27 protein-coding genes are annotated in these 25,940 nt (G+C 68.0%); 17 read left to right on the top strand and 10 right to left on the bottom strand.

The window, feature by feature from the left end:
- Positions 1–36: 36 nt before the first annotated feature.
- The 3 genes from ACXJLH_RS04875 to ACXJLH_RS04865 form a co-directional block, all read right to left on the bottom strand.
- On the bottom strand, positions 37–1,794 hold the full coding sequence (locus tag ACXJLH_RS04875) for a hypothetical protein (RefSeq protein WP_457319696.1): 1,758 nt from the start codon (positions 1,792–1,794) through the stop codon (positions 37–39).
- Between the two features lie 168 nt (positions 1,795–1,962).
- Positions 1,963–2,598: an RNA polymerase-binding protein DksA gene (gene dksA / locus ACXJLH_RS04870; RefSeq protein ID WP_235532114.1), complete on the bottom strand. Its 636-nt coding sequence runs from the start codon at positions 2,596–2,598 to the stop codon at positions 1,963–1,965.
- Between the two features lie 157 nt (positions 2,599–2,755).
- Positions 2,756–3,808 carry a CobW family GTP-binding protein gene (locus tag ACXJLH_RS04865; protein WP_457442689.1) on the bottom strand — a complete coding sequence of 351 codons (1,053 nt, stop codon included), beginning with the start codon at positions 3,806–3,808 and terminating at the stop codon, positions 2,756–2,758.
- A gap of 114 nt (positions 3,809–3,922) precedes the next feature.
- On the opposite strand from ACXJLH_RS04865, the gene ACXJLH_RS04860 reads away from it, so the two are divergent.
- From ACXJLH_RS04860 to ACXJLH_RS04830, 7 genes are read left to right on the top strand one after another with little or no spacing between them, the layout of a single operon-like run.
- Positions 3,923–4,804, top strand: a complete 882-nt coding sequence (locus tag ACXJLH_RS04860) for an HlyC/CorC family transporter (protein ID WP_056204638.1) — start codon at positions 3,923–3,925, stop codon at positions 4,802–4,804.
- On the top strand, positions 4,801–6,243 hold the full coding sequence (lnt, locus tag ACXJLH_RS04855) for an apolipoprotein N-acyltransferase (protein ID WP_457442688.1): 1,443 nt from the start codon (positions 4,801–4,803) through the stop codon (positions 6,241–6,243). The genes ACXJLH_RS04860 and lnt overlap by 4 nt, the downstream gene beginning before the upstream one ends.
- Positions 6,244–6,272: 29 nt before the next feature.
- On the top strand, positions 6,273–7,205 hold the full coding sequence (gene glyQ / locus ACXJLH_RS04850; RefSeq protein WP_457442687.1) for a glycine--tRNA ligase subunit alpha: 933 nt from the start codon (positions 6,273–6,275) through the stop codon (positions 7,203–7,205).
- Positions 7,205–9,334 carry a glycine--tRNA ligase subunit beta gene (gene glyS / locus ACXJLH_RS04845; protein ID WP_457442686.1) on the top strand — a complete coding sequence of 710 codons (2,130 nt, stop codon included), beginning with the start codon at positions 7,205–7,207 and terminating at the stop codon, positions 9,332–9,334. The genes glyQ and glyS overlap by 1 nt, the downstream gene beginning before the upstream one ends.
- A gap of 7 nt (positions 9,335–9,341) precedes the next feature.
- Positions 9,342–9,986 (top strand): D-glycero-beta-D-manno-heptose 1,7-bisphosphate 7-phosphatase, encoded by a 645-nt coding sequence (gene gmhB / locus ACXJLH_RS04840; RefSeq protein WP_235532115.1) that lies wholly within the window; start codon positions 9,342–9,344, stop codon positions 9,984–9,986.
- Entirely contained in the window at positions 9,986–10,786 is an 801-nt protein-coding gene (locus ACXJLH_RS04835) for a lysophospholipid acyltransferase family protein (RefSeq protein WP_457442685.1), read from the top strand. Before gmhB ends, ACXJLH_RS04835 begins: the two co-directional genes overlap by 1 nt.
- A 5-nt stretch (positions 10,787–10,791) precedes the next feature.
- The gene (locus tag ACXJLH_RS04830) at positions 10,792–11,601 is read left to right on the top strand and encodes a M48 family metallopeptidase (RefSeq protein WP_457442684.1); all 810 of its coding nucleotides are present in this window, start codon (positions 10,792–10,794) and stop codon (positions 11,599–11,601) included.
- A 335-nt stretch (positions 11,602–11,936) separates the two neighbouring features.
- On the opposite strand, the gene ACXJLH_RS04825 is transcribed toward ACXJLH_RS04830, so the two are convergent.
- Entirely contained in the window at positions 11,937–12,995 is a 1,059-nt protein-coding gene (locus tag ACXJLH_RS04825) for an MBL fold metallo-hydrolase (protein WP_457442683.1), read from the bottom strand.
- A 40-nt stretch (positions 12,996–13,035) separates the two neighbouring features.
- Between ACXJLH_RS04825 and ACXJLH_RS04820 the strand changes: the two genes are divergently transcribed.
- The 3 genes from ACXJLH_RS04820 to ACXJLH_RS04810 all read left to right on the top strand — a co-directional run bounded on the left by ACXJLH_RS04820 (position 13,036) and on the right by ACXJLH_RS04810 (position 15,478).
- Complete coding sequence (locus tag ACXJLH_RS04820; protein WP_056204659.1) at positions 13,036–13,437, top strand: MerR family transcriptional regulator; 402 nt, start codon at positions 13,036–13,038, stop codon at positions 13,435–13,437.
- 154 nt (positions 13,438–13,591) lie between these two features.
- Positions 13,592–14,353 carry a TonB family protein gene (locus ACXJLH_RS04815; RefSeq protein WP_457442682.1) on the top strand — a complete coding sequence of 254 codons (762 nt, stop codon included), beginning with the start codon at positions 13,592–13,594 and terminating at the stop codon, positions 14,351–14,353.
- A 99-nt stretch (positions 14,354–14,452) separates the two neighbouring features.
- Entirely contained in the window at positions 14,453–15,478 is a 1,026-nt protein-coding gene (locus tag ACXJLH_RS04810) for an SGNH/GDSL hydrolase family protein (RefSeq protein WP_056204665.1), read from the top strand.
- On the opposite strand, the gene ACXJLH_RS04805 is transcribed toward ACXJLH_RS04810, so the two are convergent.
- Positions 15,440–16,357, bottom strand: coding sequence for a LysR family transcriptional regulator (locus ACXJLH_RS04805; protein WP_235532116.1), 918 nt, complete (start codon positions 16,355–16,357; stop codon positions 15,440–15,442). The genes ACXJLH_RS04810 and ACXJLH_RS04805 overlap by 39 nt on opposite strands.
- Positions 16,358–16,469: 112 nt before the next feature.
- Between ACXJLH_RS04805 and ACXJLH_RS04800 the strand changes: the two genes are divergently transcribed.
- From ACXJLH_RS04800 to ACXJLH_RS04790, 3 genes are read left to right on the top strand one after another with little or no spacing between them, the layout of a single operon-like run.
- On the top strand, positions 16,470–17,075 hold the full coding sequence (locus ACXJLH_RS04800; RefSeq protein WP_457442681.1) for an FMN-dependent NADH-azoreductase: 606 nt from the start codon (positions 16,470–16,472) through the stop codon (positions 17,073–17,075).
- Between the two features lie 9 nt (positions 17,076–17,084).
- Positions 17,085–17,954 carry a pirin family protein gene (locus ACXJLH_RS04795; RefSeq protein ID WP_457442680.1) on the top strand — a complete coding sequence of 290 codons (870 nt, stop codon included), beginning with the start codon at positions 17,085–17,087 and terminating at the stop codon, positions 17,952–17,954.
- Positions 17,955–17,958: 4 nt separating this feature from the next.
- Positions 17,959–18,858 (top strand): LysR family transcriptional regulator, encoded by a 900-nt coding sequence (locus ACXJLH_RS04790; protein WP_457442679.1) that lies wholly within the window; start codon positions 17,959–17,961, stop codon positions 18,856–18,858.
- Here ACXJLH_RS04790 and ACXJLH_RS04785 read toward each other — a convergent pair.
- The 3 genes from ACXJLH_RS04785 to ACXJLH_RS04775 form a co-directional block, all read right to left on the bottom strand.
- On the bottom strand, positions 18,855–19,766 hold the full coding sequence (locus ACXJLH_RS04785; protein WP_457442678.1) for a pyridoxamine 5'-phosphate oxidase family protein: 912 nt from the start codon (positions 19,764–19,766) through the stop codon (positions 18,855–18,857). The two genes, ACXJLH_RS04790 and ACXJLH_RS04785, sit on opposite strands and share 4 nt — an antisense overlap.
- A 165-nt stretch (positions 19,767–19,931) precedes the next feature.
- Positions 19,932–20,555 carry a glutathione S-transferase family protein gene (locus ACXJLH_RS04780; protein ID WP_457442677.1) on the bottom strand — a complete coding sequence of 208 codons (624 nt, stop codon included), beginning with the start codon at positions 20,553–20,555 and terminating at the stop codon, positions 19,932–19,934.
- Positions 20,556–20,653: 98 nt separating this feature from the next.
- The gene (locus tag ACXJLH_RS04775; RefSeq protein ID WP_457442676.1) at positions 20,654–21,166 is read right to left on the bottom strand and encodes an N-acetyltransferase family protein; all 513 of its coding nucleotides are present in this window, start codon (positions 21,164–21,166) and stop codon (positions 20,654–20,656) included.
- Between the two features lie 38 nt (positions 21,167–21,204).
- Here ACXJLH_RS04775 and ACXJLH_RS04770 point away from each other — a divergent pair, with 38 nt between their 5' ends.
- A complete protein-coding gene (locus ACXJLH_RS04770) occupies positions 21,205–21,810 on the top strand; it encodes a DUF938 domain-containing protein (protein WP_457442675.1) in 606 nt (201 codons plus the stop codon).
- Between the two features lie 18 nt (positions 21,811–21,828).
- A complete protein-coding gene (locus ACXJLH_RS04765) occupies positions 21,829–22,569 on the top strand; it encodes a sulfite exporter TauE/SafE family protein (protein ID WP_457442674.1) in 741 nt (246 codons plus the stop codon).
- A gap of 4 nt (positions 22,570–22,573) precedes the next feature.
- Here the strand turns inward: ACXJLH_RS04765 and ACXJLH_RS04760 are convergent, their stop codons facing one another.
- On the bottom strand, positions 22,574–23,488 hold the full coding sequence (locus tag ACXJLH_RS04760; protein ID WP_457356301.1) for a LysR family transcriptional regulator: 915 nt from the start codon (positions 23,486–23,488) through the stop codon (positions 22,574–22,576).
- A gap of 109 nt (positions 23,489–23,597) precedes the next feature.
- On the opposite strand from ACXJLH_RS04760, the gene ACXJLH_RS04755 reads away from it, so the two are divergent.
- Positions 23,598–24,353, top strand: coding sequence for a glucose 1-dehydrogenase (locus ACXJLH_RS04755; RefSeq protein WP_457442673.1), 756 nt, complete (start codon positions 23,598–23,600; stop codon positions 24,351–24,353).
- A gap of 336 nt (positions 24,354–24,689) precedes the next feature.
- A complete protein-coding gene (locus tag ACXJLH_RS04750) occupies positions 24,690–25,457 on the top strand; it encodes a helix-turn-helix transcriptional regulator (protein ID WP_457352335.1) in 768 nt (255 codons plus the stop codon).
- A 66-nt stretch (positions 25,458–25,523) separates the two neighbouring features.
- Here ACXJLH_RS04750 and ACXJLH_RS04745 read toward each other — a convergent pair whose 3' ends face one another.
- Positions 25,524–25,928 carry a hypothetical protein gene (locus tag ACXJLH_RS04745; protein ID WP_457352337.1) on the bottom strand — a complete coding sequence of 135 codons (405 nt, stop codon included), beginning with the start codon at positions 25,926–25,928 and terminating at the stop codon, positions 25,524–25,526.
- Positions 25,929–25,940 lie beyond the last annotated feature (12 nt).

Genomic DNA, 25,940 nt, shown 5'->3' with positions numbered 1-25,940 from the left:
AGCCGCGGTTTCGCAAGGTCGGCCGCGGCCGCGGGATCAGTTGATCCGCACCTTGACCTTGGCATGCTCGTTGATGCCCATCGCGCCGAAAAACAGCGCGACCAGCCGGTGGGCGTCGGTGAAGACGACCATGCGGTTCTCGGTCCGGCGCTGCAGCACCCAGTTCAACAGGTCGCCGGCGGCCATGAAGTCCAGCCGGATCAGCTTGGTGCAGGAGATGTTGATGATGCTCGCGTCGCCGACCTCGGTGGACAGCGTGCGCAGGCTGTCGGAGATATCGCCGCTCATCTGGCCCATCAATTCGAGCTGGGCCAGGCTGGCCTCGGCAACGCTCGTGTCGAGGAAGGTCGACTGCGCCTCGCTCTGCATCGAGCTCGTGGCCGGGCTGTTGGTCGATGAGCCTTCGCCGCCGATGCGCACGCGGCACTTGGCGCGCTCCCAGGACGGCGGCGAGACCTCGTAGGTCACGCAGTAGTCGATGGCGGCCTCGTCGAACTGATCGGGTCGGTTGGCCAGGCGCAACGCTTCCAGCCGCAGCATCCAGAGCACCGGGTCGGTGTCGCGTTCGCCCACTGGCGCCAGCTCCTTGAGCTGGTTCAGGAAGCGGTCGCCGCCCACCCATCGCTGGTCGACCTGCTGCTGGGCCCAGACCCGAAACAGCTGGCGCATCTGGATGGCGGCCTCGATCTCGATCTCTTCCAGCGGGCCCCAGTCGAAGACCCAAGGCATGGGCAGGGTCTCGCTGCGCTTTTGCAGCAGCGTCACATCCTCGGCTCTCACGGTGGAGGGCGCCGTCCAGCTGACCTGGCTGGCCTTGGCCATGGGCGAGCGGTTGGACTGGCGTGTCGATTCGGCCACCAGCTTGGGCATGGAGAACCACTGCGGTGCCGACAGGCCGAACTGCTGGGCGTACTCGACGGCCAGCGCCTCGAACTTGCCCTGGGCGCCGGTGGCGCGGTAGTGGTCGAACAGCACCAGCCAGGTCTCGCCGTGCAGATTGCGGCTGCCGCCCGGGCGCACGAGCTCGGTCAGGGCACGCTCGCTGTTCTCGTAATCGGCGTTCGCAAACGCGATGACGGCCTCGTCGAGCTCGGGATCGTGCACGACCTCCTGCACCTCGACATCGGGCGTGGACTCGGCCAGCGTGAACGACAGCGGCATGTCCAGCGGCGGCAGGTCGGGCAGGCGGCTGGGCGGCGAGTCGGACAGCGGCGGGATGGCCGCGCCCATGGTCACGGCAGCCGGCGGCGTCGGCGCCTGCAGGCGCTGCACCTCACGCGGCGTCGAGAACTCGCTGACCCGGCCGCCGTTGGCCTCGGCAGGCGACGGCGTCGCGACGGAGGACGAGAAGGCCACCGGCCGCGTGCTGGTGTCGAAGAACCCGGGCTGCTGCTTGGGCACAGCCTGCGTCGTCGCAAAGCTCTCGCCCACCATCTGCTGCTCGATCTCGTCGATCTTGGCCTTCACGCCCAGATCGATCTTGGAATTGGGCTCGCTGATGCGCTCGTCGTCGCCCATCCGGGACGGCGACGAGGCCAGGGCCGCGAGCTGCTCAGGTGTCAGGCCCTCGCGGCGGATGCGGCGCAGCATGTCGAGCTCGCGCTTGCGCACGAAATCGTTGCGGCGCTTGCGCTCCACCATCGCACGCAGTTCGGCCTTGGCAAGGTCGCCCTCGGGGTCGTCCTGGCGCGAATTGATCTCGGCCCAGTCCGTCGTGGGGTTGGCCACGAAGCGCGCCACCTTGCGGAAGAAGCTGTCGCCTTCCTTCGGGTCTGCGGGCTTGGATTCGGACATGTCTGGACTATGCCTCGTGGAAACGAACGGGTGTCAGCGACCCACGGGCCGAGCGCCGGGCCGCTCCCAAGCCGGCCCGCCCAGGTGATGTGCTTGCGGCTCAACGCCGCAAGCATCGCCGTCCCCTCGGGGGACCGGCCAAGGTTCACCTTGGACGAGGGGCTCCATTCAGTCCCCGAACATTTTTTGCTTGAGCTCGCGGCGCTGCTGCGCTTCGAGCGACAGCGTGGCCGTCGGGCGGGCGATGAGGCGGCCCAGGCCAATGGGCTCGCCGGTCTCGTCGCAGTAGCCGTACTCGCCGGTGTCCAGTCGCGCGATGGATTGCACGATCTTCTTCAGCAGCTTGCGCTCGCGGTCACGGGTGCGCAGCTCCAGGGCGTGTTCTTCCTCGATCGTGGCGCGGTCGGCCGGATCGGGAACGATGGTCGTGTCCTCGCGCAGATGCTCGGTCGTCTCGCCCGCATTGGACAGCACGCCGTCCTTCAGCTCGGTCAGCTTAGCGCGAAAGAACTCGATCTGCTTCGCGTTCATGTACTCCGAGTCCGGCATGGCCAGCACCTCGGCGTCCGTCAGCTCGGCGCCCGATTTGGTCTTCCAGGCGTTGACCAGCTTGGGGTCGCCTTTGGCGGCCACGCGCGGCGTCTCGTCGACATGGCCAGCGCCACGCACGGGGGGCTTGGGCGGAGCGAACCGGTCGGCGAACCGGTTGGCTGGCGCGGGCGCCTCGAGCATCGCGACGTCGGCGCCGGGGTCAGTCTTCTTGGCGCCCTTGGGGGCGGTTTTGGGGGCCGGGGTCTTGCTCACTGTCTTCTCCTCGCTCAGGGCTTGCATCGGCGCGGTGTCAGACCTTGATCCCACTGCTTTTCAGCCGGCTGCCCAATTTTGAGCGCGGCGGATTGTAGCCACAGGGAATCTTCAGCCTTCACCCCCCGGGAAACGGTGCTCCCGGGGCAAAAAAACATCACGCCAAGCAGCCTTCCAAGCCTTGCATCAGTACCTCTTTTGGCAGGTCGATACCAATGAACACCATCTTGCTCTGCTTTTTCTCTCCCGGCATCCACTTCGGGCCGAGATCGGAGCCCATCATCTGGTGTACACCCTGGAAGATGACCTTCTTGTCCGTGCCTTTCATGTGTAGGACACCCTTGTATCTGAGCATCTTGGGACCGTAGACCTGCACGATAGCGCCCAGGAAGTCCTCCAGCTTGGCCGGGTTGAAAGGCTTGTCGGCACGAAAGACGAAGCTTTTCACGTCGTCATCGTGGGCATGGTGGTGGGGATGGTCGCAATGCTCGCCATGTTCATGATCGTGATCATGGTGATGATGGCCGTGGTCGTGAGCGTCCGCTTTGAGGAAATCCGGGTCGATCTCCAGCTTGGCGTTCAGATTGAAACCGCGCAGGTCGAACACCTTGGCCAGGGCCACCTCGCCGAAATGGGCGGTCTGGATGGGTGCGCGCGGGTTCATGTGCTTGATGCGGTGCACCAGCGCCTCGACGGCCGCCGGCTCGACCAGATCGGCCTTGCTGATGAAGATCTGGTCGGCAAAACCCACCTGCATGCGCGCTTCCTGGCGACTGTCGAGCTGCTCCTCGGCGTGCTTGGCGTCCACCAGCGTCAGCACCGAGTCCAGCAGATAGCTCTCGGCGATCTCGTCGTCCATGAAAAAGGTCTGGGCGACGGGGCCGGGGTCGGCCAGGCCGGTGGTCTCGATGACGACGCGCTCGAAGTCCAGCTCGCCCTTGCGGCGCTTGGCGGCCAGATCGGACAGGGTCGTACGCAGGTCCTCGCGGATGGTGCAGCAGACGCAGCCGTTGTTCATCTGGATGATCTGCTCGTTGGTGTCGGACACCAGGATGTCGTTGTCGATGTTCTCTTCGCCGAACTCGTTCTCGATGACGGCGATCTTCTGGCCATGGGCCTCGGTCAGCACCCGCTTGAGCAGCGTGGTTTTGCCGGCACCGAGGAAGCCGGTCAGGATGGTGGCGGGAATGAGGCCTTGGGGCTTGGACATGATGGGAACCGTTTTCGTCGAAGGCGGCAGATATGGGGGCTGGGAGGCCCAGCACAAGGTTTTGTCAAATCAATCGGCTATTCTGTCCCTTCCGCAATACCTTGACAGCTCCCCTTGAGCGAACCGCATTCAGGCAGGCCCCCAGTTCGCGGGGCCGCCAAACACCCGCCCGAGGCCCGTGGCCTGCTGGAGCGCATGCTGGAGTTCCTGCACCCCGGCCCCGACTCCAAGAGCGAACTGATCGATACCCTGGCCGACGCCGAGCAGCGCGAGCTGATCGAGCCCGAGTCGCGCCAGATGCTGGAAGGCGTGCTGCGCATGGCCGAGCTGTCGGCCGGCGACGCCATGGTGGCCGCACCGCGCATGGACCTGCTGGACATCGACGCGCCCTATGACGAGCTGCTTGGTCTCGTCATCGACACCGGCCATTCGCGCTTCCCCGTCTTCGAGGGCAGCCGCGACAACATCATGGGCATCCTGCTTGCCAAGGACCTGCTCAAGATGCAGCGCGCGCCTGAGCTGAACCTGCGCGCCCTGCTGCGCCCGACGGTCTTCGTGCCCGAGAGCAAGGGCCTGAACGAGCTGCTGCGCGACTTCCGCTCCAACCGCAACCACCTGGCCATCGTCATCGACGAGTTCGGCAACACCGCCGGCCTCATCACCATCGAAGACGTGCTCGAAGAAATCGTCGGCGAGATCGAGGACGAGTTCGACGACAAGGATGGCGAGTCCGGCATCTACACCCTGGCCGACGGCAGCCAGCGCATCGCCGGCGACGCGACCATCGCGGCCGTCAACGGCAGCTTCAACCTGGCCTTGCCGGACAACGACTTCGACACCATCGGCGGCCTCATCGCCCATGAGCACGGCCGCGTGCCGCGCCGCGGCGAGACCGTGCAGGTGGGCGGCCTGAACTTCGCCGTCATGCTGACCCGCGGCGGCGCGGTGCGCTGGTTCAAGGTCACGCGCGCCCCCGAAGACGAGACCGAGGCGTGAAGGGCGCGAGGGCTGCGGCTGTCGCACTGGCCGCAGGCCTGCTGCACACGGCCTCATTTGCGCCCACCGGCGCCTGGTATCTGCAGCCCATCGCGCTGGCGCTGCTGTTCGCCACCATCGAGCAGGCCACCCCCAGGTTCGCGGCCCTGGTCGGCGCGCTGTTCGGCTTTGGCTGGCTGGCCTCAGGCCTGTGGTGGCTGCATATCAGCATGCACCAGTTCGGCGGTATCCCCTGGCTGCTGGCCGCGCTGGCGGTGGCATTGCTGGCGGCCTTTCTCAGCGGCTTCTACGCGCTGGCCCTGGGCCTGACCGCGCGCTGGATCGCGCAGGGCCGCTGGCGGCTGATGGCGCTGGTGCCGGCCTGGCTGCTGGCCGAGCTGGCACGGGCGACCTGGCTCAGCGGCTTCCCGTGGATCGCTGCGGGTTATGCCCACACCGTCGGCCCGCTGGCGGGCTGGGCGCCCTGGGTGGGGGTCTACGGCATCTCCGCGCTGGCAGCGCTGGCGGCCGCCGGCCTGGTATGGCTAAAGCGCGGTGCCGTTGCCTGGGCCGCGCCTGCGCTGCTGATCCCGCTGGCCGGCCTGCTGCTGCCGCAGGACTTCACGACCTCCAGCGGCCGCCTGGCCCTGTCCCTGGTGCAGCCCAGCATCCCGCAGGACCAGAAGTTCGACCCGGCCCGCTTCGCCGCCAATCTGGAGTTGCTGGCCCGGCTCATCGAGTCGGCACGCGGCCAGGTCGTCATCACACCCGAGTCCGTCGTGCCGCTGCCACTGGCCGAACTGGACCGCGCCACCCTCGTGCGTCTGGCCCGCCCCGAACGCCCCGCACTGCTCGGCGCCTTCCTCGGCAATGCCGACGAGGGCTTCGTCAATTCCGTCGTCGCCCTGGGCAGCGACTACCACTACGGCAAGCGCCATCTGCTGCCTTTCGGCGAGTTCATCCCGCCGGGCTTTGGCTGGTTCGTGCACGCCATGAACATCCCGCTGGACGACCAGGCCCGCGGCGACCACCAGCGCCCCTGGGCCGTCGCCGGCCAGAGGCTGCGACCGCTGATCTGCTACGAGGACCTGTTCGGCGAGGACTTCGTGCAGAGCGCCGTCGGGCCCGACGCGGCGACCGCCTTCGTCAACGTCAGCAACCTGGCCTGGTTCGGCACCGTCATGATCCAGGACCAACATCTGCAGTTCTCGCAGATGCGCGCTCTCGAGTTCCAGCGCCCCGTCGCGCGCTCGACCAACACCGGCGCCACTGCCCTTGTTGACCATCACGGCCACATCACCGCCCGGCTGCCCGCCCTGCAGCGCGGCGTGCTGGAGGTCGAAGTCGACGGCCGCAGCGGCTCCACGCCCTATGCCCGCTGGCTGGCCGCGCTGGGGCTTTGGCCGCTCTGGCTTTTGTCCCTGTTGGCCCTGGCGGGCGTGCGCAGGGCGGCCTCATAGAATCGGCCACCCCCTCTCCCCCTCGCCTCATGCTGACCTTCCAGCAAATCATCCTGACCTTGCAGGACTATTGGTCCAAGCAAGGCTGCGCCCTGCTCCAGCCCTACGACATGGAAGTCGGCGCCGGCACCAGCCACACCGCCACCTTCCTGCGCGCCCTCGGCCCCGAGCCCTGGAAGGCCGGGTATGTGCAGCCCAGCCGCCGCCCCAAGGACGGCCGCTACGGCGACAACCCGAATCGGCTGCAGCATTACTACCAGTACCAGGTCGTCCTGAAGCCCGCGCCGGCCAACATCCTGGAGCTCTATCTCGGCTCGCTGGAGGCGCTGGGCTTCGACCTGAAGAAGAACGACGTGCGCTTCGTCGAGGACGACTGGGAGAACCCGACGCTCGGCTGCTGGGGCCTGGGTTGGGAGGTGTGGCTGAACGGCATGGAGGTCACGCAGTTCACCTACTTCCAGCAGGTCGGCGGCATCGACTGCAAGCCCATCACCGGCGAGATCACCTACGGCCTGGAGCGCCTGGCGATGTACTTGCAGGGCAAGGAATCGGTCTATGACCTGGTCTACACCGGCGGCCTGACTTATGGCGACGTGTTCCACCAGAACGAAGTGGAGCAGTCGACCTACAACTTCGAGCACAGCGATGTGGACTTCCTGCTGTCGGCCTTTGCCGCGCATGAAAGGAAGAGCCAGGAGCTGATGGTCGAGAAGCTCGCCCTGCCCGCCTACGAGCAGCTGCTGAAGGCCGCCCACAGCTTCAATCTGCTGGATGCCCGCGGCGCCATCAGCGTGACCGAGCGCGCGGCCTACATCGGCCGCATCCGCAACCTGGCCCGCGCCGTTGCGCAGAGCTATCTGGACAGCCGCGCGCGCCTCGGCTTCCCGATGGCCCCCAAGGCCTGGGCGGATGAGGTCGTTGCGCAGATCGAACTGAAGAACAGCAAGAAGGCGGCCGCTTGATGAATCTGCTCGTTGAACTGTTTGTCGAAGAGCTGCCGCCCAAGGCGCTGAAGAAGCTCGGCGAGTCCTTCGCCAGCGTGTTGGCCGACAGCCTCAAGGCCCAGGGCCTCGCCGCTGCGGACGCCGCCGTCACGTCGTTCGCGTCGCCGCGCCGCCTCGGCGTGCATGTGGCCAACGTCGCCGCCAAGGCCACCGACAAGGCCGTGCAGCAGAAGCTGATGCCGGTCGCCGTAGCCCTCACCGCTGATGGCCAGGCCACGCCCGCGCTGCTGAAGAAGCTGGCCTCCATCGGCGCCGGCCCCGAAGTCATGCCGCAACTCAAGCGCTTGCCCGACGGCAAGGCCGAGGCGCTGTTCTGGGACAGCATGCAAGCCGGCGCCACGCTCGCGCAGGGCCTGCAGAAGGCGCTGGATGAAACCCTCGCCAAGCTGCCCATCCCCAAGGTCATGAGCTATCAGCTCGAAGACGGCTGGACCGACGTGAAGTTCGTGCGCCCGGCCCATGGCCTCGTCGCGCTGCACGGCAGCGAGATCGTGCCCGTGCAGGCCCTGGGCCTGACTGCCGGCCGCACGACCTGCGGCCATCGCTTTGAAGCCGCCCAGCCCACGGTCAGCATTAAATCGGCCGACAGCTATGCCACTCAACTGCGTGACCAGGGCGCCGTCATCGCCGGTTTTGCCGAGCGGCGCGCCGAGATCGCGCGCCAACTCAAGGGTGCGGCCGATGCGCTGAGCCTCACGCCCATCGATGACGCGGCCCTGCTCGACGAAGTCACCGCCCTCGTCGAGCGCCCCAATGTGCTGACCTGTGCGTTCGAGGCCGAGTTCCTGGCCGTGCCGCAGGAGTGCCTCATCCTGACGATGAAGGCCAACCAGAAGTACTTCCCGCTGCTGGACTCTCAAGGCAAGTTGACCCGCCACTTCCTGGTCGTCAGCAACATCGCGCCCGCCGACGCCGGCGCCGTCGTGCAGGGCAACGAGCGCGTCGTGCGCCCGCGGCTGGCCGACGCCAAGTTCTTCTTCGACCAGGACCGCAAGAAGAAGCTCGAAGACCGCCTGCCAGGCTTGGCCAAGGTCGTGTACCACGGCAAGCTGGGCAGCCAGGGCGAGCGCGCCGAGCGCGTCAGGTCGATCGCGCATGCCATCGTCAACCAGCTGAGCATGGCGACCCTGCCCTACACGGTCGACGCCGACGACGAGTTCAAGGTGCTGGACAGCAAGGTCCAGCAGGCCAGCCAGCTCGCCAAGTGCGACCTGCTGACCGACATGGTCGGCGAGTTCCCCGAGTTGCAGGGCATCATGGGCGGCTACTACGCCCGCCACGAAGGCCTGCGCGACGGCGTCGCCATCGCCATCGAGGACCACTACAAACCGCGCTTCGCCGGCGACGCGCTGCCGCGCAACCACACCGGCACCGTCGTGGCGCTGGCAGACAAGCTGGAGACGCTGGTGGGCCTGTTCGGCATCGGCCAACTGCCCACCGGCGACAAGGACCCGTTCGCACTGCGCCGCCATGCGCTGGGCGTCATCCGCATCCTCGTCGAGAAGAACCTGCCGCTGGACCTGCCGGCGCTGATCGACGCGGCCGTGCCGGCCTTCGGCGAGCTCATCGAGAACCCACGTGAGGCGCTGCTTTCCTTCTTTGCCGATCGCCTCGCGGTCAGCTTGCGTGACCAGGGTTACAGCGCCCAGGAAGTCGACGCCGTGCTGGCGCTGAACCCCGCTCGCCTGGGTGACGTGCCGCGCCGTCTCGAAGCCGTGCGTGCCTTTGCCGCCCTGGCCGAAGCGGCGTCGCTCGCGGCTGCCAACAAGCGCGTCGGCAACATCCTGAAGAAGGTCGAGGGCGAACTGCCCCACGCCATCAACGATGCGCTGCTGAAGGAAGCCGCCGAGCAGGCCCTGGCCGCCGCGATTGCCGAAGTCCAACCCACTGCCGACCTGCTGTTCGAGCAGCATGACTACACCGGTTCGTTGAAGGCCCTGGCCGCGCTCAAGGGCCCGGTCGACGCCTTCTTCGACGACGTGATGGTCAACGCCGAGGACCCGCTGCTCCGCGCCAACCGGCTGGCCCTGCTGGGCCGCCTGCACGCCGCCATGAACCGGGTCGCCGACCTGTCGCGCCTTGCCTAAAGCCTCCATGCGCGCCGACCACGCCCACGGCATGAAGCTCGTCATCCTCGGGCGGGACGGCACGATCAACCGCTACCGCGACGACCACGTCAAGGCGCCGGAGGAACTCGACCCGCTGCCGGGGGCGCTGGAGGCCGTCGCGCGCCTGAATCACGCCGGCTGGCACACGGTGCTGGCGACCAACCAGGCCGGCATTGGCCGCGGCCTGCTGGACATGGCCTCGCTGAATGCCGTGCACATCCGCCTGAACCAGTTGCTGGCCGAAAAGGGCGGGCGCCTGGACGCGGCGTTCTTCTGCCCGCACACGCCCGAAGAAGGCTGCGACTGCCGCAAGCCCCTGCCCGGCCTCATCCAGCAGATCGGCGAGCGCTTCGACGTTGCGCTCGCCACCATCCACATGGTCGGCGCGTCGCTGACCGACCTGCTGACGGCGCAGAACGCCGGCTGCATGCCCCACCTCGTGCTGACCGGCCCCTTCGGCAGCCTCGGCACCAACGAGCTCGCCAACCTGCTCGTGCAGGTGCCCACGGCCCGCGTGCACGACGACCTGATGAGCTTTGCCGAAGCCATCATCCAGGAGGAGCGCCGCCGCGTTGCCGTGCAGCGCGGCCAGGTTCTGACCCCCGACACCCAGGCCGGAGACCTGAACTGATGTCCACCTTGCTGAGCGCTATCCGCTCGCTGATCTTTGTCCTGGTTCTCGTCGTCACCGTCATCCCCTGGGCGACCGGTGTCGTCATCCTGTCCATCTTCCGCCGCGGCGACCCGGTCTACTGGGCTTGTGCCGGCTGGCTCAAGGTCGCCATCTGGAGCGCGCGCCTCATCTGTGGCATCCGCTGGCGCATCCAGGGCATGGAGAACCTGCCGTCGGCTTCGGACCGCCGCGCCGGCGTCGTGCTGCTGTCCAAGCACCAGAGCACGTGGGAGACCTTTGCCTACCCGGCCCTGCTCAGCCATCCGCTGGCCTATGTCTTCAAGCGCGAACTGCTCTACGTGCCCTTCTTCGGCTGGGCGATGGCGCGCATGGACATGATCCACATCGACCGTGGCCGCCGCACGGAGGCCTGGAACAAGGTGCTCAGCCAGGGCAAACGCCTCGGTGGCCAGGGCAACTGGGTCATCATGTTCCCCGAAGGCACGCGCATCCCGCGCGGCCAAGTCGGCGACTACAAGACCGGCGGCACCCGCCTGGCCATCGAGGCCGGCCTGCCCGTCGTGCCCATCGCCGCGACGGCGGCGCGCTGCTGGCCACGCAAGAGCTTCCTGCTGCGTCCGGGCGTGGTGGACATCTCCATCGGCCGGCAGATCCGCCCCGAAGGCCGCTCGCCAGCCGAGCTGATGAACGAGGTCAAGGACTGGATCGAATCCGAGATGCGCCGCCTCGACCCCGAGGCCTATGCCAACCCTCCGTCCGCCGGCGTCGCCGGCGACGCGGCGGCGAACCAACGCTGATCACCATGCCCGCCAAGCGCCCGGCCCCACTCCTGCAGGACAGCCAGCTGTCACTGTTCGACGTGGAGCCGGAGATCACGCCAGCCGAGCCCGGCGCGCCGCGCGCGCGGCGTGAGCTGCTGCTGGGCCAGCATCGCATCGGCTATGAACTCAAGCGGGCGCGCCGGCGCTCGATCGGCTTCGTCGTCGGGCCGCAGGGCCTGCGCGTCAGCGCACCGCGCTGGGTGCCCATCAACGAGATCGAACGCGCCCTGCATCACAAGGGCGATTGGATCCTGCGCAAGCTCGTCGAGCAGCGCGAACGCCAGCAGCGCATCCAGGCGTCGCGCATCGAGTGGCTGGACGGCGGCCGCCTGCCCTATCTCGGCGAAGCGTTGACGCTGGTGCTGGCACCTGCCGAGCGCGAGGTGGTGTGGGATGCCGCCGCGCGCCAATTGCGCCTGCCCTTGCCCTTGGGCGCCTCGGCCGAGCAGATCCGCGACCTGGCCCAGTCCTGGCTGCAGGCCCGCGCGCGCGAGGACTTCCTGCCGCGCTGCCACCAGTTCGCCGAGCAGCTCGGCGTGGCCATGAAGTCGCTGCGCCTGTCCTCGGCGCAGACGCGCTGGGGCAGTGCCAGCGCCGATGGCTCCATCCGCCTGAACTGGCGCCTCATCCATTTCGCGCCGGCCATCATCGACTACGTCGTCGCCCATGAACTGGCCCATCTGCGCGAGATGAACCACAGCCCGGCGTTCTGGGACACGGTGCGCTCGGTGCTGCCCGATTTCGAGCGCTCGCGCGATGCGCTGCGCGAGGAATCCATCGTGGTTCAGTAGGCCCCTCGTCCAGTCTGGCCCGGCTGAACGCCGGCCAACCTGGCCGGTCCCCCTGGGGGACGGCGATGCTTGCAGCATTGAGCTGCAAGCACATCGCCAAGGCGGGCCGGCTTGGGGCGGCCCGGCACTCGGCCCGAAAGACGCCGCAATGGCTTGCATGTGAATACTACCGAGCCACGGTCACCCTGCCGCCTTCACAAAGCGCAACACTTCGTCTGACGCTGTCACACAGGTACCCGCAGCCGGCCCAGCCGGAGGGAGTGAAGGTACCGCGCTAAGCCGGACCGCCGCCGCACGATCTTGATCGTCGGCGGCGTTTCTCTTTGGGGCCGGCGTCAGCCGGGTAAGAAGCGGTAGACGCCGTCGGCGCCCAGTTCGCGCTTCAGCTCACCCTTGAGCCACAACGCGTGCAGGTGAGCGATCGCCTCGCCCATCGCGAACGTCGTCTGGTGCAGGTCGAGCTTGCGTTTGAACAGCACGGGCAGCAGGCCGGCCGCATGCGTCGGTTCGGCGCGGCAGGCGGCGATGACCTCGGCGAGGCGCTCGTCATGGTGCTCCTGCAACTGGTCGATGCGCTCATGCAGGCCGGTGAAGGGCTTGCCGTGCGAGGGCAGCACCAGCGTGTCGGCCGGCAGTTCCAGGTAGCGCTTGAGTGAGTCCAGATAGAGCGTCAGCGGGTCGGCCTCGGGCTCGACGTCGACGACGGAAACATTCGTCGAAATGCGCGGCAGCACCATGTCGCCACTGATCAGCAGCTTGGCTTCTTCGCAGAACAGGCTGATGTGCTCGGGCGCGTGGCCGTAGCCGGCGATGCAGCGCCAGGTGCGCCCGCCGATGTCGATCTCGCTGCCATCCATCAGCCGCCGGTAGCTGGCCGGCACGACCGGCACCATCTTGGGGTAGTAGTCGGCACGGGCGCGGATCTTCTCCAGCGACTCGGGGTCGGTCAGGCCATGGCTGCCAAAGAAGGCCGCTGCCGAAGCGCCGCCCATGCCCACCGTCGAGCCGCTGGCCAGGCGGGCGAGGTTGTAGTCGGTCGCGCTCATCCACAACCGGCAATTCCATTTCTCGGTCAGCCAGTGCCCGAGCCCGAGGTGGTCAGGGTGGAAGTGCGTGGCGATGACGCGCAGCACCGGCAAACCGTCCAAGTGGGCGGCAAACACCTGCTCCCAGTTGGCCCGCGTGTCGTCGTTGGCGATGCCGCAGTCGACGATGGTCCAGCCCTCGCGGCCGTCCTGGCGGTCGCGCAGCAGCCACAGGTTGATGTGGTCCAGCGCAAAGGGCAGGCCCATGCGCACCCAGCGCACGCCGGGTGCCAGGTCCAGCGCCTCGCCGGGTTGGGGCAGGGTATCGCCCAGGGGGTAATGCAGTTCGGATTCGCGTGGATTGGCCATGACCGCTCTAGACTGACGTTTACGTCAATTGAGTGTAGCCATGCCCTCCCGCCGACCTGTCCCCGCCGCGACCGAAACGACCTACACGATCACTGAACTCGCCGCCGAGTTCGACATCACGCCGCGTGCGATCCGCTTCTACGAGGACATGGGCCTGCTGGAGCCTGGCCGCAAGGGCCGCAACCGCGTCTACACGCCGCGCGACCGCACCCGGCTGAAGCTCACGCTGCGCGGCAAACGCCTGGGCCTGGCCCTGCAGGAGATCAAGCAGCTCGTCGACATGTATGACAGCCAGGCCAGCGCTGCGCCCCAGTTGCGGGCCTTCCTCACCATCCTGGCGCAGCACCGCCAGCAGCTCGAACAGCAGCGCCACGACATCGAAGTCACGCTGGCCGAGATCCAGCAGCACGAGAAGCGTTGCCGCGCCTTGCTGGGGTCTTGAACCATCGGCCAAGCGTGACGCTTTGCCGGGAGCGGCTTCAAATTGCGTCGCATGCGGGACAAACCCCGCTGACGCCATCCCACAGTCTGACTAGAGTCCGCCCCTCGACCGAGGTGGCATTTGCCACCGGCCGAAATGTCTTTGTGGAGCTGTCATGACACTCGGACCGCGCCGTACCCTGGCGCTTGCCCTGCCCGCCATCGCGGGCGCCCTGCTGATGCTGGCCCAAGCGGCCAGCGCCCAACAAGAAGCACCCAAGGCCGAGAGCCTCGAGCGTGCGCAGAAGGCGGCCGACGCCGTCTTCCACTGGATCAAGCTCAACGCCGACAAGGGCGCCAACCGTCAGGCGCCCGCACCAGCGCCGGCGCCAGCCGCCGCGCCGCGCAAGCCGGCTCCGGCTCCCGTGGCGGCCGCGCCCCGGCCCGCGCTTGCCCCAACGCCCGGCACGGCACCCGCACCGACCGCTGCCGCAGCTGTTGCGCCCCCGACCACCGTTGCTACCGCGCCGCAGGCGGCGCCCGAGCCTGAACCTGAAGTTGAGCGCACGCCCGTGCTGCTCGCCTCTGCGGCGCCGACGCCCGCGCCCGCTGCCCCGATGGCCGCCGCGGCACGGGCTGCGGAGCCGCCGCCCAAGCCGGCCGAGGAAGAGGCCGAGGAGCCGCTGAAACTGCTGGCCAAGGTCGAACCGGCCATCCCGCGCCAGATGCAGCAGCAGAGCACCTTCCGCAACGGTTTTGCCCAGGTGCAGTTCACGGTCGGGCCCGACGGCGCGGTCCAGCAGGCCTCGGTCATCAAGGCCAGCCATTCGCGGTTGGGCACGGCGGCCGTCGAGGCCGTCAAGCAATGGCGCTTCGCTCCCATCCGCAAGGCCCGCGAGGCCGCTGTCGAAGTCGCCTTCAAGAGCGACACCGACTGATTTCAGTCTCGGGCGTCCCCGGGTTGACGCTGAGCCAACGGGCGGAGATGCTGTTGTCGAGCCGTTAGAAGTCCTGCGGCCACAAATCAGGGAGTTTCCATGTCCATCCGTCTGCTCGCCCGCATGCTCGCGGGCATTGGTCTTTGTGCTGCCGCCTTCGCAGCCTCGGCCACCGGCCCGTATTCCGGACTCGTCGTTTTCGGCGACAGCCTGTCCGACAGCGGCAACAACGCTTTGCTGCTGTCTCAGGGCCCCGGTGGGCTGCCGCCCGTCAACATTCCGGGCGACGGCTACTACAGCAAGATCCCGTCGACGGCGGGCACGTATTCCAATGGCTGGGTCTGGACGCAGTACTTCGCGCAATCGCTCGGCGTGGCGCTATCGCCCTCACTGGCCGGCGGCAATAACTTCGCCTTCGGTGGCGCACAGACCAGTCTGAACGGTGGCGAGATTCCGCAGTTGCCGGGCTTCCCGTACAGCATGCAAACCCAGCTTGGCATGTATCTGGGCGCCACCGGCAACCTCGCCGATCCGAACGCTCTTTACGTGGTGGCCGGCGGCGGCAACAACATCCGTGTCGCATTGGAAGCGATCGCCATGGGTGCCGACGCTGACGCCACGGCTGCCGCGACAGTGGCCAGCTACGCCGCCGACATGGCCGGCATCGTTGGCAGCCTCAAGCTCGCCGGCGCCCAGCATGTGCTGGTGCTGAACACGCCGAACTTCGGCCTCACGCCGCTGGCCAACGCGATGGGCGCCAGCGGCCAGGCCTCGGCGCTGAGCTTCGCCATGGACACCGCCCTCACCGGCGCGCTGGCTGGCAGCGGCGCACAGGTCTTCGACATGTACGGCTTCATGACGAGCGCCGTGGACAATGCCTCGCAGCTGGGCTTCAGCAACTGGACCAATGCCTGCGCAGCAACCACCAGCAGCTGCGATCTCAGCACCGCGCTGTTCTGGGACGGCATCCACCCCACGACCCTGGCGCACCAGCAGCTCGCTGCAGCCGTGTTCGCCGTGGCCGTGCCCGAGCCCGACATGGCTGCGCTGCTGGCCGTTGGCCTCGTCGTCGTGGCGCTGGCGGGCTCAAGGGCCCGGCGCCGGGCAGTTGTCCAGCAGGGCTGACATCGCCTCCAGAAACACCCGGGTACGCAGCGGCATCAGCCGGCGCTCCGGGAACACCGCCCAGCAGCTCGAGCCCGGCAGGTGCCAGTCCGGCAGCAGGCGCTGCAGCCGGCCCAGCGCCAGCGCATCCCTGACGATGAGGCGGTCAATACCGGCGATGCCGACGCCGCTTTGCGCCAGCTGAGCCAGCAGGCTGGGCGCATTGGCCAACGTGCGCTGCGCCGGCCGGGCGAGGTGGGGCTCGGCCCCCTCGCGCTGCAGCCGCCAGGGCACGGGCTCGCCGTGGCGGGTCAGCAGCATCAGCCCATGCATGGTGTCCAAGGCCTGCGGCAACAACGGCTCGCCGACCCGCTCCAGGTAGCCCGGTGACGCGTACAGGCCCCAATGCGTCGTCGCCAGCTTGCGCGCAGCGAGCTGGCTGTCCTCGTCCATCGATCCCATGCGGATGGCAAGGTCGAAGCCCTCGCCGATCAGGTCCACGCGCCGCGGCGTCAGGTCCAGCTCCAGCTGCACCTCCGGGTAGGCCAGCGCGAATTCGGCCAGCATGCCGGCCGCCACCTCCTGGGCGAAGTCCGCCGGCATGCTGACGCGCAACCGGCCGCTGGGTTTTTGCTGGCGGTGCAAGGCCAGCGCCAGTGCGCCATCCACCTCTGAAGCGACTGCCCGCGCGTGCTCCAGCACTCCGGCGCCGAAGTCGGTCAGTGTCAACTTGCGCGTCGTGCGCTGCAGCAGCTTCTCGCCCAGCCGGGTCTCCAGCGCGCCGATACGCCGCGACACCGTGCTCTTGGGCCAGTGCACCCGCTCGGCGGCGCGGCTGAAGCTGCCGGCCTCCATGACGCGGGCAAACAGCAGCAGGTCGTCGGCGTCTGATTCCATCATTGGCCCCATTGATCCATTGGCGGAACAATCATATGCAAATCGCCGTCTTCTGAAGTCGATTGGCTAATCCTAGAGTTCATTCCATCGCAACCGCCCCTTCAGGAGCCACCGAATGAACATCCTGCAAATCAACGCCAGCGCCCGCCGTGCCACCGATGACCAAGGCTCGGTCTCCACCCGCCTGGCCAATGAACTGACCGCAGGCCTGCGCGCCGCCAACCCTGCCGCCACCGTGATGGTGCGCGACCTGACGCTGACACCCCAACCTGTGCTCGACGAGGCCGCGCTGGGCGCCCTGTTCACGCCTGCCGACCAGCGCACGCCCGAGCAGGCCGCCCGCGTCGCGCTGGACGACGCGCTGATCGCCGAGTTGCAGGCCGCCGACACCGTCGTCATCGGCGTGCCGATGTACAACTTCAACATCACCGCCCAGCTCAAGAACTGGATCGACGCCGTCGCCCGCGCTGGCGTCACTTTCAAGTACGGTGAGAAGGGCCCGGTCGGCCTGGTGACCGGCAAGAAGGTGGTCATCGTCACCAGCCGCGGCGGCATCCATCGCGGCCAGCCCAGCGACCAGATGACGCCCTATCTGCGGGCCGTGCTGGCATTCCTGGGCATGACCGATGTCGAGTTCGTCTACGCTGAGGGCATGGCCTTCGCCGCTGAGCAAGGCCTCGCCAACGCCCGCGCCCAGATCTCCGAATTTCTGATCGCCTGAAAGAACGCCATGAACACCGTCGCCACTTCCCTGTTGAACCAACCGCGCGAGGTCGAGCGCCTCGTCGCTGGTCAGCCGACCAGCGACGGTGCCGGCGTCAAGCTCAACCGCGTGCTGACGCAGAACCTGCAGCGCCGGCTGGACCCCTTCCTGATGCTCGACGCCTTCGGCACGGACAATCCCGACGACTACATCGCCGGCTTCCCTGACCACCCGCACCGCGGCTTCGAGACCATCACCTACATGCTCAATGGCCGCATGCGCCACCGCGATTCGGCCGGCAACGAAGGCCTGATCAGCGACGGCGGCGTGCAATGGATGACCGCCGGCCGCGGCGTCATCCACAGCGAGACGCCGGAGCAGAACGCGGGCCGCATGGCCGGCTTCCAGCTCTGGCTCAACCTGCCCGCCAAGGACAAGCTGCGCGCGCCCTGGTACCGCGATGTGGCCAGCCACGAGGTGCCGGAGTTCGAGCGCGACGGCGTCAAGGCGCGCGTCATTGCCGGCGCGAGCCATGGTGTCGAGGGTGCCGTGCAGCGCGACAGCACCGAGCCGCTATACCTCGACCTGCATTTCGCGCCCGGCGCCCGCTTCGAGCAATTGCTGCCGCCCGAGTTCAATGCATTCGTCTACGTCTACGAAGGCGGGCTGAAGTTCGAGACCGGCTGCCAGGTGCCCTCGGGCCGCATGGCCATCCTCGCCAACACGCCCGGCAGCGACGGCGTACGCCTGCAAGCAGGCGAAGCCGCCACCCGCGCGCTGCTGATTGCCGGCAAGCCGCTGGGCGAGCCCATTGCGCAGTACGGCCCCTTTGTCATGAACACCGAGGCGGAGCTCGTGCAGGCCGTGCGCGACTTCCAGGCCGGCAGACTCGCCTGAACGCATGGACCGCTTGCAGGCCATGGAAGTCTTCGTCGCCGTTGTCGACAGCGGCGGCTTCGCGAGCGCGGCGCGCAAGCTGGACCTGTCGGCCCCAGTCGTCACGCGCGCTGTGGCCGAGCTGGAAGCGCGTCTCGGCCTGCGCCTGCTCTCACGCACCACCCGCAGCGTGCGCGTGACCGAGGCCGGCGCCCGCTACGCCGAGGACTGCCGGCGCATCCTGGCCGACGTGAGCGACTCCGAAGCCGTCACCAGCGGCAGCCGCAGCCAGCTCAAGGGCCTGCTCAGCGTCACGGCGCCGGTGCTGTTCGGCAACCTGCACGTCACGCCCATCGTCACCGACTATCTGCAGCGCTACCCGGACGTCGACGCGCAATGCGTCTTCGTCGACCGCGTCGTCAACCTCGTCGACGAGGGCCTGGACGTGGCCGTGCGCATCGGCGAGCTGCCGGACTCCTCCCTGCGCGCTATCGGCGTTGGCCAGGTGCGGCGCATGCTGCTGGCGTCGCCGGGCTATCTGGCCACGCATGGCCGGCCGCAGCGCCCCGATGGGCTGTCGGGACACACGCTGATCCAGCCCACCCAGGTAGCGCCCTACCCTGAATGGCGCTTTGCCGAAGCGGGTCGACCGCTGGTGCAGCGCATCCGCCCCCGCTTGCGCACGACAACCAATGATGCCGCCCGCTCCTTCGCGCTGGCCGGCCTGGGCATCGTGCGCCTCCTCAGCTACCAGGCCGCCGACGCGCTGGCCCGGGGCGAGTTGCTGCCCTTGCTCGAGGATTTCGAGCCGCCGACCATCCCCGTCCACATCGTGCATCACGAGGGCCGGCACATGACACAGAAAGTGCGTGCCTTTGTCGACCTGGCGGTGGACAGCCTGCGCGCGAATCCCGCCCTGCGCTAAACGTTCTGCGGTGCCCAGTCGCGGAACCGCCAGCGCAGCGGCAGCGCATCACGCAGCCACCAGCCCTCATCCAGGTGGAAGCGCCAGGCGCGCTCGGCCTTGTCGTCGAGCGCGGCCCGTTCCGGCCCGTCCCAGACGATCTCGGCGCGACCCGTCAGGCTCAACAGATCGCCGCGCTCGAAGTCGATGAAGAGCAGGCCCGCGCGTCCGTCGAGTTGCAGATTGCCCAGCGTCATGAACATGCGGTTGCCGGAGTAGTCCGGCACCAGCAACGTGCGTGCGTCCTCTTGCGTGACGAAGCCGGCGGGACCGCCGCGGTGCGACACATCCGCCCCTGCTGCGCCCGCATGCGTGGCGACGAACAAGGTGTCGGCGGCGGCGATCAGCCACGCCGCGTCGCCGTCCAGTTGCGACACGCGTTCGATGGTGCGCGGCCGCGTGTCCGCCGCATCGCGCAACCACTCGACTTCGCGGCCCTGGATGTACTGCGGGCAGTTGCCTACCGTCTGCTCCACCTGCAGCCGCAACCCTGAGGGCTCGACCGTCAGCAGCTTGCCGTTGACGCGGTTGCGCCGCCGCGTGTGCAGCTCGATGCCCAGCAAGCCGAGCCGCGCGCCCGGTGTCATGCCGGCCGCGGCCGGATCACCCGGGATGGACGTGGCCGCGAAGGTCAGATGCCAGGCATCCGGCGCCTGCACGAAACCCGGCGGCCCCACCAACACCGTGGCCCAGGGCCGACCGGTCGGGTCCACACTGCCGGCCAGCATCAGCGGCAGCTGCTCGTAGAAGCGCTGGTGCTGCTCGGGCATGTGGTCGCGCACGACGCGGCGACCGACCTCGGCCATGCGCTCGGCGACGCCGACGCGAGACTGCACGGCGACCTCGCCGGCGTGGAAGGGTTGATCCATTTTCAGTGGCCTTTCGTATTTGCGGGCCGAGCGCCGGGCCGCTCCCTAGCCGGCCCGCCCTGGCGATGTGCTCGCGGCTCGATGCCGGGAGCATCGCCGTCCCCTCGGGGGACCGGCCAGGCACAGCCGCGTTCAGCGGGATGGGACCGGGCGAGGGGCTTCATTTCAGGCGGCCCGCAGGCCGGCCGGCGTGGTCTTGAAAGGCACAAAGCCCGGCAACGCCTCGATGCGCGCGAGCCAGGCACGCAGCGCCGGATAAGGCGCCAGGTCCACATTGCCCTCGGGCGCGTTGACGATATAGCTGTAGCCGGCGATGTCGGCCAGCGTGGCGTGGTCGCCGACGAGAAAGGAGCGACGAGCCAGCTCGCCTTCCATGACCTTGAACAAGGTGTGAGCCCGGTTGATCACCTCGTCAGCATCGAAGCGTGCGCCGAACACGGTGACGAGGCGGGCCGCCGCGGGGCCGAAGGCGATCAGGCCCGAGGCCACCGACAGCCAGGCCTGCACCGCCGCGCGACCGGCGGCGTCGGCCGGCAGCCAGCGGCCCGCCGGGTCGTACTTGCTGGCCAGGTAGACCAGGATGGCCGTGCTGTCCCAGACGCAATGGCCGTCGTCGTCCAGCAGCGGCAACTGGCCGAAGGGATGGCGGGCGAGGAACTCGGGCGTCTTGTGTGCGCGGGTGGCGAAGTCGATATCGATGCGCTCATGCGGCAGGTCCATCAGGGACAGCGCGAGTTCAGCGCGGTGGGCATGGCCAGACAGCGCGTGGCGGTACAGCTTGAGGGTCATGGAAGGCTCCGTTGAAGACAGAGCCACTGTGCCCAGCGCCGCGCACTGATGAAACGGCGCGCCCCGCAAGTCATTCTTTCCGCCGCCGATGGGAGTCGTCAGACCAGTCGCCGCCCCACCAGCACCAGGTCCTTCTCCACGCCCTCCAGCCGTGCCACTCGCGGCATGAAGCCCCAGCGCTCGAAGCCATGCTTCTCGAACAGGCGCAGGCTGCCAACGTTGGACGCAAAGATCGTCGCCGTCAGCGTCTCGATCCCCAGCGCGGGCGAACTGGCAATGGCCTGTGCCAACAGATAGCTGCCCAGGCCCCTGGCCTGGTAGGTGGGGTGCAGGTAGATGGCCAGGTCGGCCGTGATGAAGTAGCCCGGCCTCTCGTTCATGAAGTGGAAGAAGCCGAGATAGCCGATGGCGCCCTGGCCGGGTTTGTCGCTGTCCTCGGCCACCCACAGCGGCCGGTGGTCGGGCGTGTGCTGGTCGAAAGACGGGCGGCGTTTGGCCACGGTCGTCGGTTCGAGGTCGCAACTGCAGGTGCGCGTGGCGACGGCGAAGTTGTAGATGTCGACGATGCGCGGCAGGTCGTCGGCGATGGCATCGCGGTGCAGATAGGCCATGAGGGGCGAGGTTAGCGGCGGCAAGGCAAGATGCCGCCATGGACAACCCTCGCCGCCACAGCCCCGCCGCCGAACGCAACGGCCCACCCATCCTCGCGGCCCTGCAGCGCCTGTTGCCCGCACAAGGCGTCATGCTGGAGATTGCCAGCGGCACGGGCCAGCACGCGGCCTTCTGCAGCGAAGGCCTGCCCGGCTGGCATTGGCAGCCCAGCGATTTCGACGCGGCCTCCCTGCCCTCCATCGCCGCCTGGTGCGAAGGCCTGGCCCGGGTGCGCCCGCCAATCACGCTGGACGTGCTCGATGCGACCTGGCCCGGCGTGCCGGCCCAGGTCGACGCGATCTACTGCGCCAACATGATCCACATCGCGCCCTGGGCCTGCACGGCGGGGTTGATGCAAGGCGCCGCGCGGCATCTCGTGCCCGAAGGCTTGCTGCTCACCTACGGGCCCTACCTCGTCGACGGGGAGGCCACGGCGCCAAGCAATCTCGCCTTCGATGCCGACCTGCGCGCGCGCAACCCGGCCTGGGGCCTGCGGCGTTTGGCCGACGTGGCGACGCAGGCCGCCGCCGCGGGTCTTTGCCTGCGCGAAACCCTGGCCATGCCCGCCAACAATATGCTGCTGGCCTGGGCGCGCGCCACCTGAAGGCCGCGCCTGTCAGACATGCTTCTTGGACTCCTCGTGCTCGCCGGCCTCTGGGCCGGCCTGCAGAACTCGCTGGCCGGTGGCGGCTCCTTCGTCACGCTGCCGGCGCTGATCCTGTCGGGCATGTCGCCGCTGGCGGCCAACATCACATCGACCGTGGCGCTGTTCCCGGGCCAGCTCAGTTCGGGCTGGGCGGGCCGTCGCCTCGTCGTCGGCACGGCGACGCTGTCCTTCCGTGCCCTGGTCATCATCAGCCTGCTTGGCGGCGCGGTCGGCGCCTGGCTGCTGCTGAACACGCCGTCGTCGGTGTTCGCGCGTCTGGTTCCCTGGCTGGTGCTGTTTGCCACCAGTGTGTTCGCCTGGGGCAGCTTCCTGCGCAAGCCGGTGGCTGAAGGCCATCACTTCAGCGCCCGCGCGACCGCCGCGATGCAGTTCCTCATCGCCATCTACGGCGGCTACTTCGGCGGCGGCATCGGCTTCCTGATGCTGGCGGCGTTGACGGTGGCGGGCATGCCCACCCGCAACGCGGGTGCAACGAAGAACGTGCTGGCCGGCGTCATGAACGCGTCGGCCGTGGCCCTGTTCGTGCTGTCGCCCGAGGTGCACTGGCTGCAGGCCGTCGTGCTCGGCGGCAGCGCCATCGTCGGCGGACTCGCCGGTGCCTGGGCCCTGCATCACGTCAACGAAAAAGCCCTGCGCATCGCCATCGTTGCCCTGGGCGTGGCGCTGACGATCGGCCTCTTCCTGCGGCCGATCTGAGCCTTCAACTGGCCGCCAGTCCGGCGGCGAGGTGATCGCCAAAGGCCTTGACCTTGCCCGACAAGCGCCGCTGCGGCGGGCTGACGAGCTGCATGGGCAAGGCCTGGCCCTGCCAGTGCGGCATGACCAGCTCCACCTCGCCACTGGCCAGTTCCTTTTCCATCAACCAGTCCGGCGAATACGCCAGCCCCATGCCCGCCAGCACCGCCTCGCGTACGGCTTCACCGCTGTTGGTGCGCAGGCTGCCCGACACGCGCACGCTGACCAGGCTGCCCGGCGGCGCATCGGCACCGGGCCCGGCCTCGAAGGTCCAGGTTGGCCCGGTGCGCAGCTCGCTGTAGACGATGCAGTCGTGCTGCTGCAGCGCGATTGGGTTGATTGGCGGCGGCACGCCGAGCTGCTCGAAGTAGCCGCGCCGCGCCACGACGGCCCGGCGCACGGTGCCGATGCGGCGCGCCACCAGGCTGGAGTCCGGCTGCTCACCGATGCGCACCGCGACGTCGATGCCCTGCTCGACGAGGTCGATGAAACCGTCGTTCAGGCGCAGGTCGATCTTCACGCCCGGGTGGGCGGCCATGAAGCTCTTGACCAAAGGCATCAGCTTCAAGCGCCCAAAGCTGCCCGAGGCCGCAACGCGCAGCCAGCCCTGCAGCCGATGTTCGCCCGCGCGCAACTCGCTCTCGGCCTCGCCGATCTCGGCCACCAACCGCCGCGCCTGCTCCACATAGCGCTCGCCCGCGTCGGTGAGCTTCAGCGCCCGCGTGCTGCGGGCCAGCAGCTGCGCGCCCAGTGCCTTCTCCAGCGCCGCCACCTGCTTGCTGACGGCGCTCTGCGTGCTGCCCAGTTCGCGCGCCGCCGCCGAGAAGCTGCCCAGCTCGACGACCCGCACCAGGGTCTGCATTGACTGCAATCGGTCCATGGCTGCTCGTTTCAGTCTTGATTGGAATAAATCTTAGGCAAACCGGCCGGCTTCTGGATTGAGGAGGCAGCAATCACAGTGAGTTCACTCAACCACTGGAGTCATTTCCATGACCTCGTCTCGCATCGTCCTCATCACCGGCGCCCTGACCGGCATTGGCCGCGCCACCGCCCTCGCCTTTGCCAAGGAAGGCTCAGTCGTCGTCGTCAGCGGTCGCCGCGAACCCGAAGGCCAGGCTCTGGCCGCCGAACTGAAAACGCAAGGCGCCGCAGACGCCACCTTCATCCGCGCCGACGTGCGCCATGAGGCCGAGGTGCGCTCGCTCGTCGAGCAGACGGTCGAGCGCTTCGGCCGCCTGGACGTGGCCGTCAACAACGCCGGCACCGAGGGCAGCAACGGCCCGATCGCCGAGCAGAGCGCCGAGAACTACGACGCCATCTTCGACACCAATGTGCGCGGCGTGCTGTTCTCGCTGAAGCACGAGATGCGCACCATGCTGGCCCAGCGCAGCGGCGCCATCGTCAACCTGTCGTCGGTGGCCGGGCTGATCGGCTTTGCGGGCGCGTCGGTCTATGTGGCCAGCAAGCATGCGGTCGAAGGCCTGACCAAGAGCGCCGCGCTCGAAGGCGCCGCCGCCGGCGTGCGCGTCAACGCCGTCGCGCCGGGACCTGTCCAGACCGACATGATGGAACGCTTCCTCGGCCGCAGCGAAGACGCCAAGGCCGGCCTGCTCGCCGCCATCCCGGCCAAGCGCGCCGGCACGGTGGACGAGATCGCGCAGACCATCGTCTTTCTGGCGAGCGACAAGGCGCGCTATCTGACGGGGCAGTCGCTGGCGGTGGATGGGGGGTTCACGGCGCAGTAGGCGCCGCGACCGTGCGGCGCGGGTGTTAGCCTGTGCCGCACGGTGTGTCTCAGGCGCAACGGCAGACGGGTTGGCACGCGCAGTTCGGTCCGCAGGCGCAGCCGGCAGTGGCTGCCGCGGCGGCCAGTTGGGTCGCAAGCGACTGGCAACCGCAGGTGCAGGAGGCGCCGGGGCAGTTGGCGCAATTGCAGGCGGGGGTGGTGGTGTTTTGCATGGATAGCTCCGTGAGGTGACAAAGATGCGGACCGGTTTGTCCGTGAAAAGAATTCTGTTCATTGCGGGCCCTGCCGGCTTGAACAAAACGGCTGATCTGCGCTGGCGCAGCGGGAGGCGTTGATGCCGTCGGCCAAGCCCATCGTCGGCATCGGCCGCGTGCTGCTGTGGAGCGGTGGCAGCCTGTGGATCGGCCGCGCCACGGGTCGCGCCCAGGCGCATGCCCATCACGCCATCCAGATTTCCATGGCCCTCACCGGGCGGCTGCGCTTGTGCAGCGACGAGCAGCCATGGCAGGCGCGCGCCGTCGCCATGGTCAGCCCGCACCAGCGCCATCAGTTCGATGGTGGCGGCGAAACGGTGGCGCAGATCTTTGTGGAGCCCGAGACCGCGCAAGGTCGTGCCCTGCTGCAGCAGTACGGTGCAGCCGCCATCGTCGACCTGCCCGTCGAGGCTATCCAGACCCTGCTTGCGGAATTGCTCGACGCATTCACCGCCGACGCGCTGGGCGAAGCCCTCGTCGATATTAGTCACCGCATCGTCGACACCTTGTGCGGTCAGGCGCCGCCCACGCTGAGCGTGGACCCGCGCATCAGCCGCGCCATCGAGTTCATGAGGGGCCGCCTGAGCGAGCCGGTGACACTGGCACAAGCCGCTGCCGCGGCACATCTGTCACCCAGCCGCTTCCGCCATCTCTTCGTCGCGCAGACCGGCATGTCGCTGCGGGCCTATCTGCTCTGGGCCCGCGTCGAAGCCGCCGTTGGTGCGGCCATGGGTGGGGTGTCGTGGACGGAAGCAGCGCAGGCCTGGGGATTTGCGGATTCGGCCCATCTCAGCCGGACGTGTCGGCGCATGTTCGGCATTGCGCCGACGATGTTGGTCAGGCCTTAGCGCGAAACAAGGCCCAAACAGGTCTGGTCAACGCGCATTGACGGTTGATGGCCTGCACGAGGCTGCCTAGCGCTGCAAGCGAAAGACTGCAGGCAATGCAACCAGTTCACGAGCGAGCGCGAACGCTGAATACGAAGCAACAAACAAGATCAGCCCCTTATCAACACCCATCGCAAAAGCCCAAATCAGTGCACTCACAGAAACCGCCCACAAAAGGAGAACAGACAGACGCCCGCCTTTGGTGGCATAGAGGGTCTTTCTGACTTGCATCGCTGATTCGGTCTGCTTCAGCTCTTCAGCGACCAAGCTCAACGCCTGGGCCTGAGCCGCTCCGGCAAAGCTGCCAATGCAGAAGGTGAGCATGGTCGCGTACCTTGCCTCGGGCCAGCCCAGATAGATCGCGACAGCAGTAACTGCCAGCCACCCGGCAATCAACAGCAGGTTGGCGCGAGGCGTCAGGCTCTTGTGCATACGGCATTGGCC

This window comes from Roseateles sp. P5_E4 (assembly GCF_054049255.1).
Note: the sequence above shows the minus strand (reverse complement) of the source record. Positions and strands in the feature narration are given on the sequence as shown.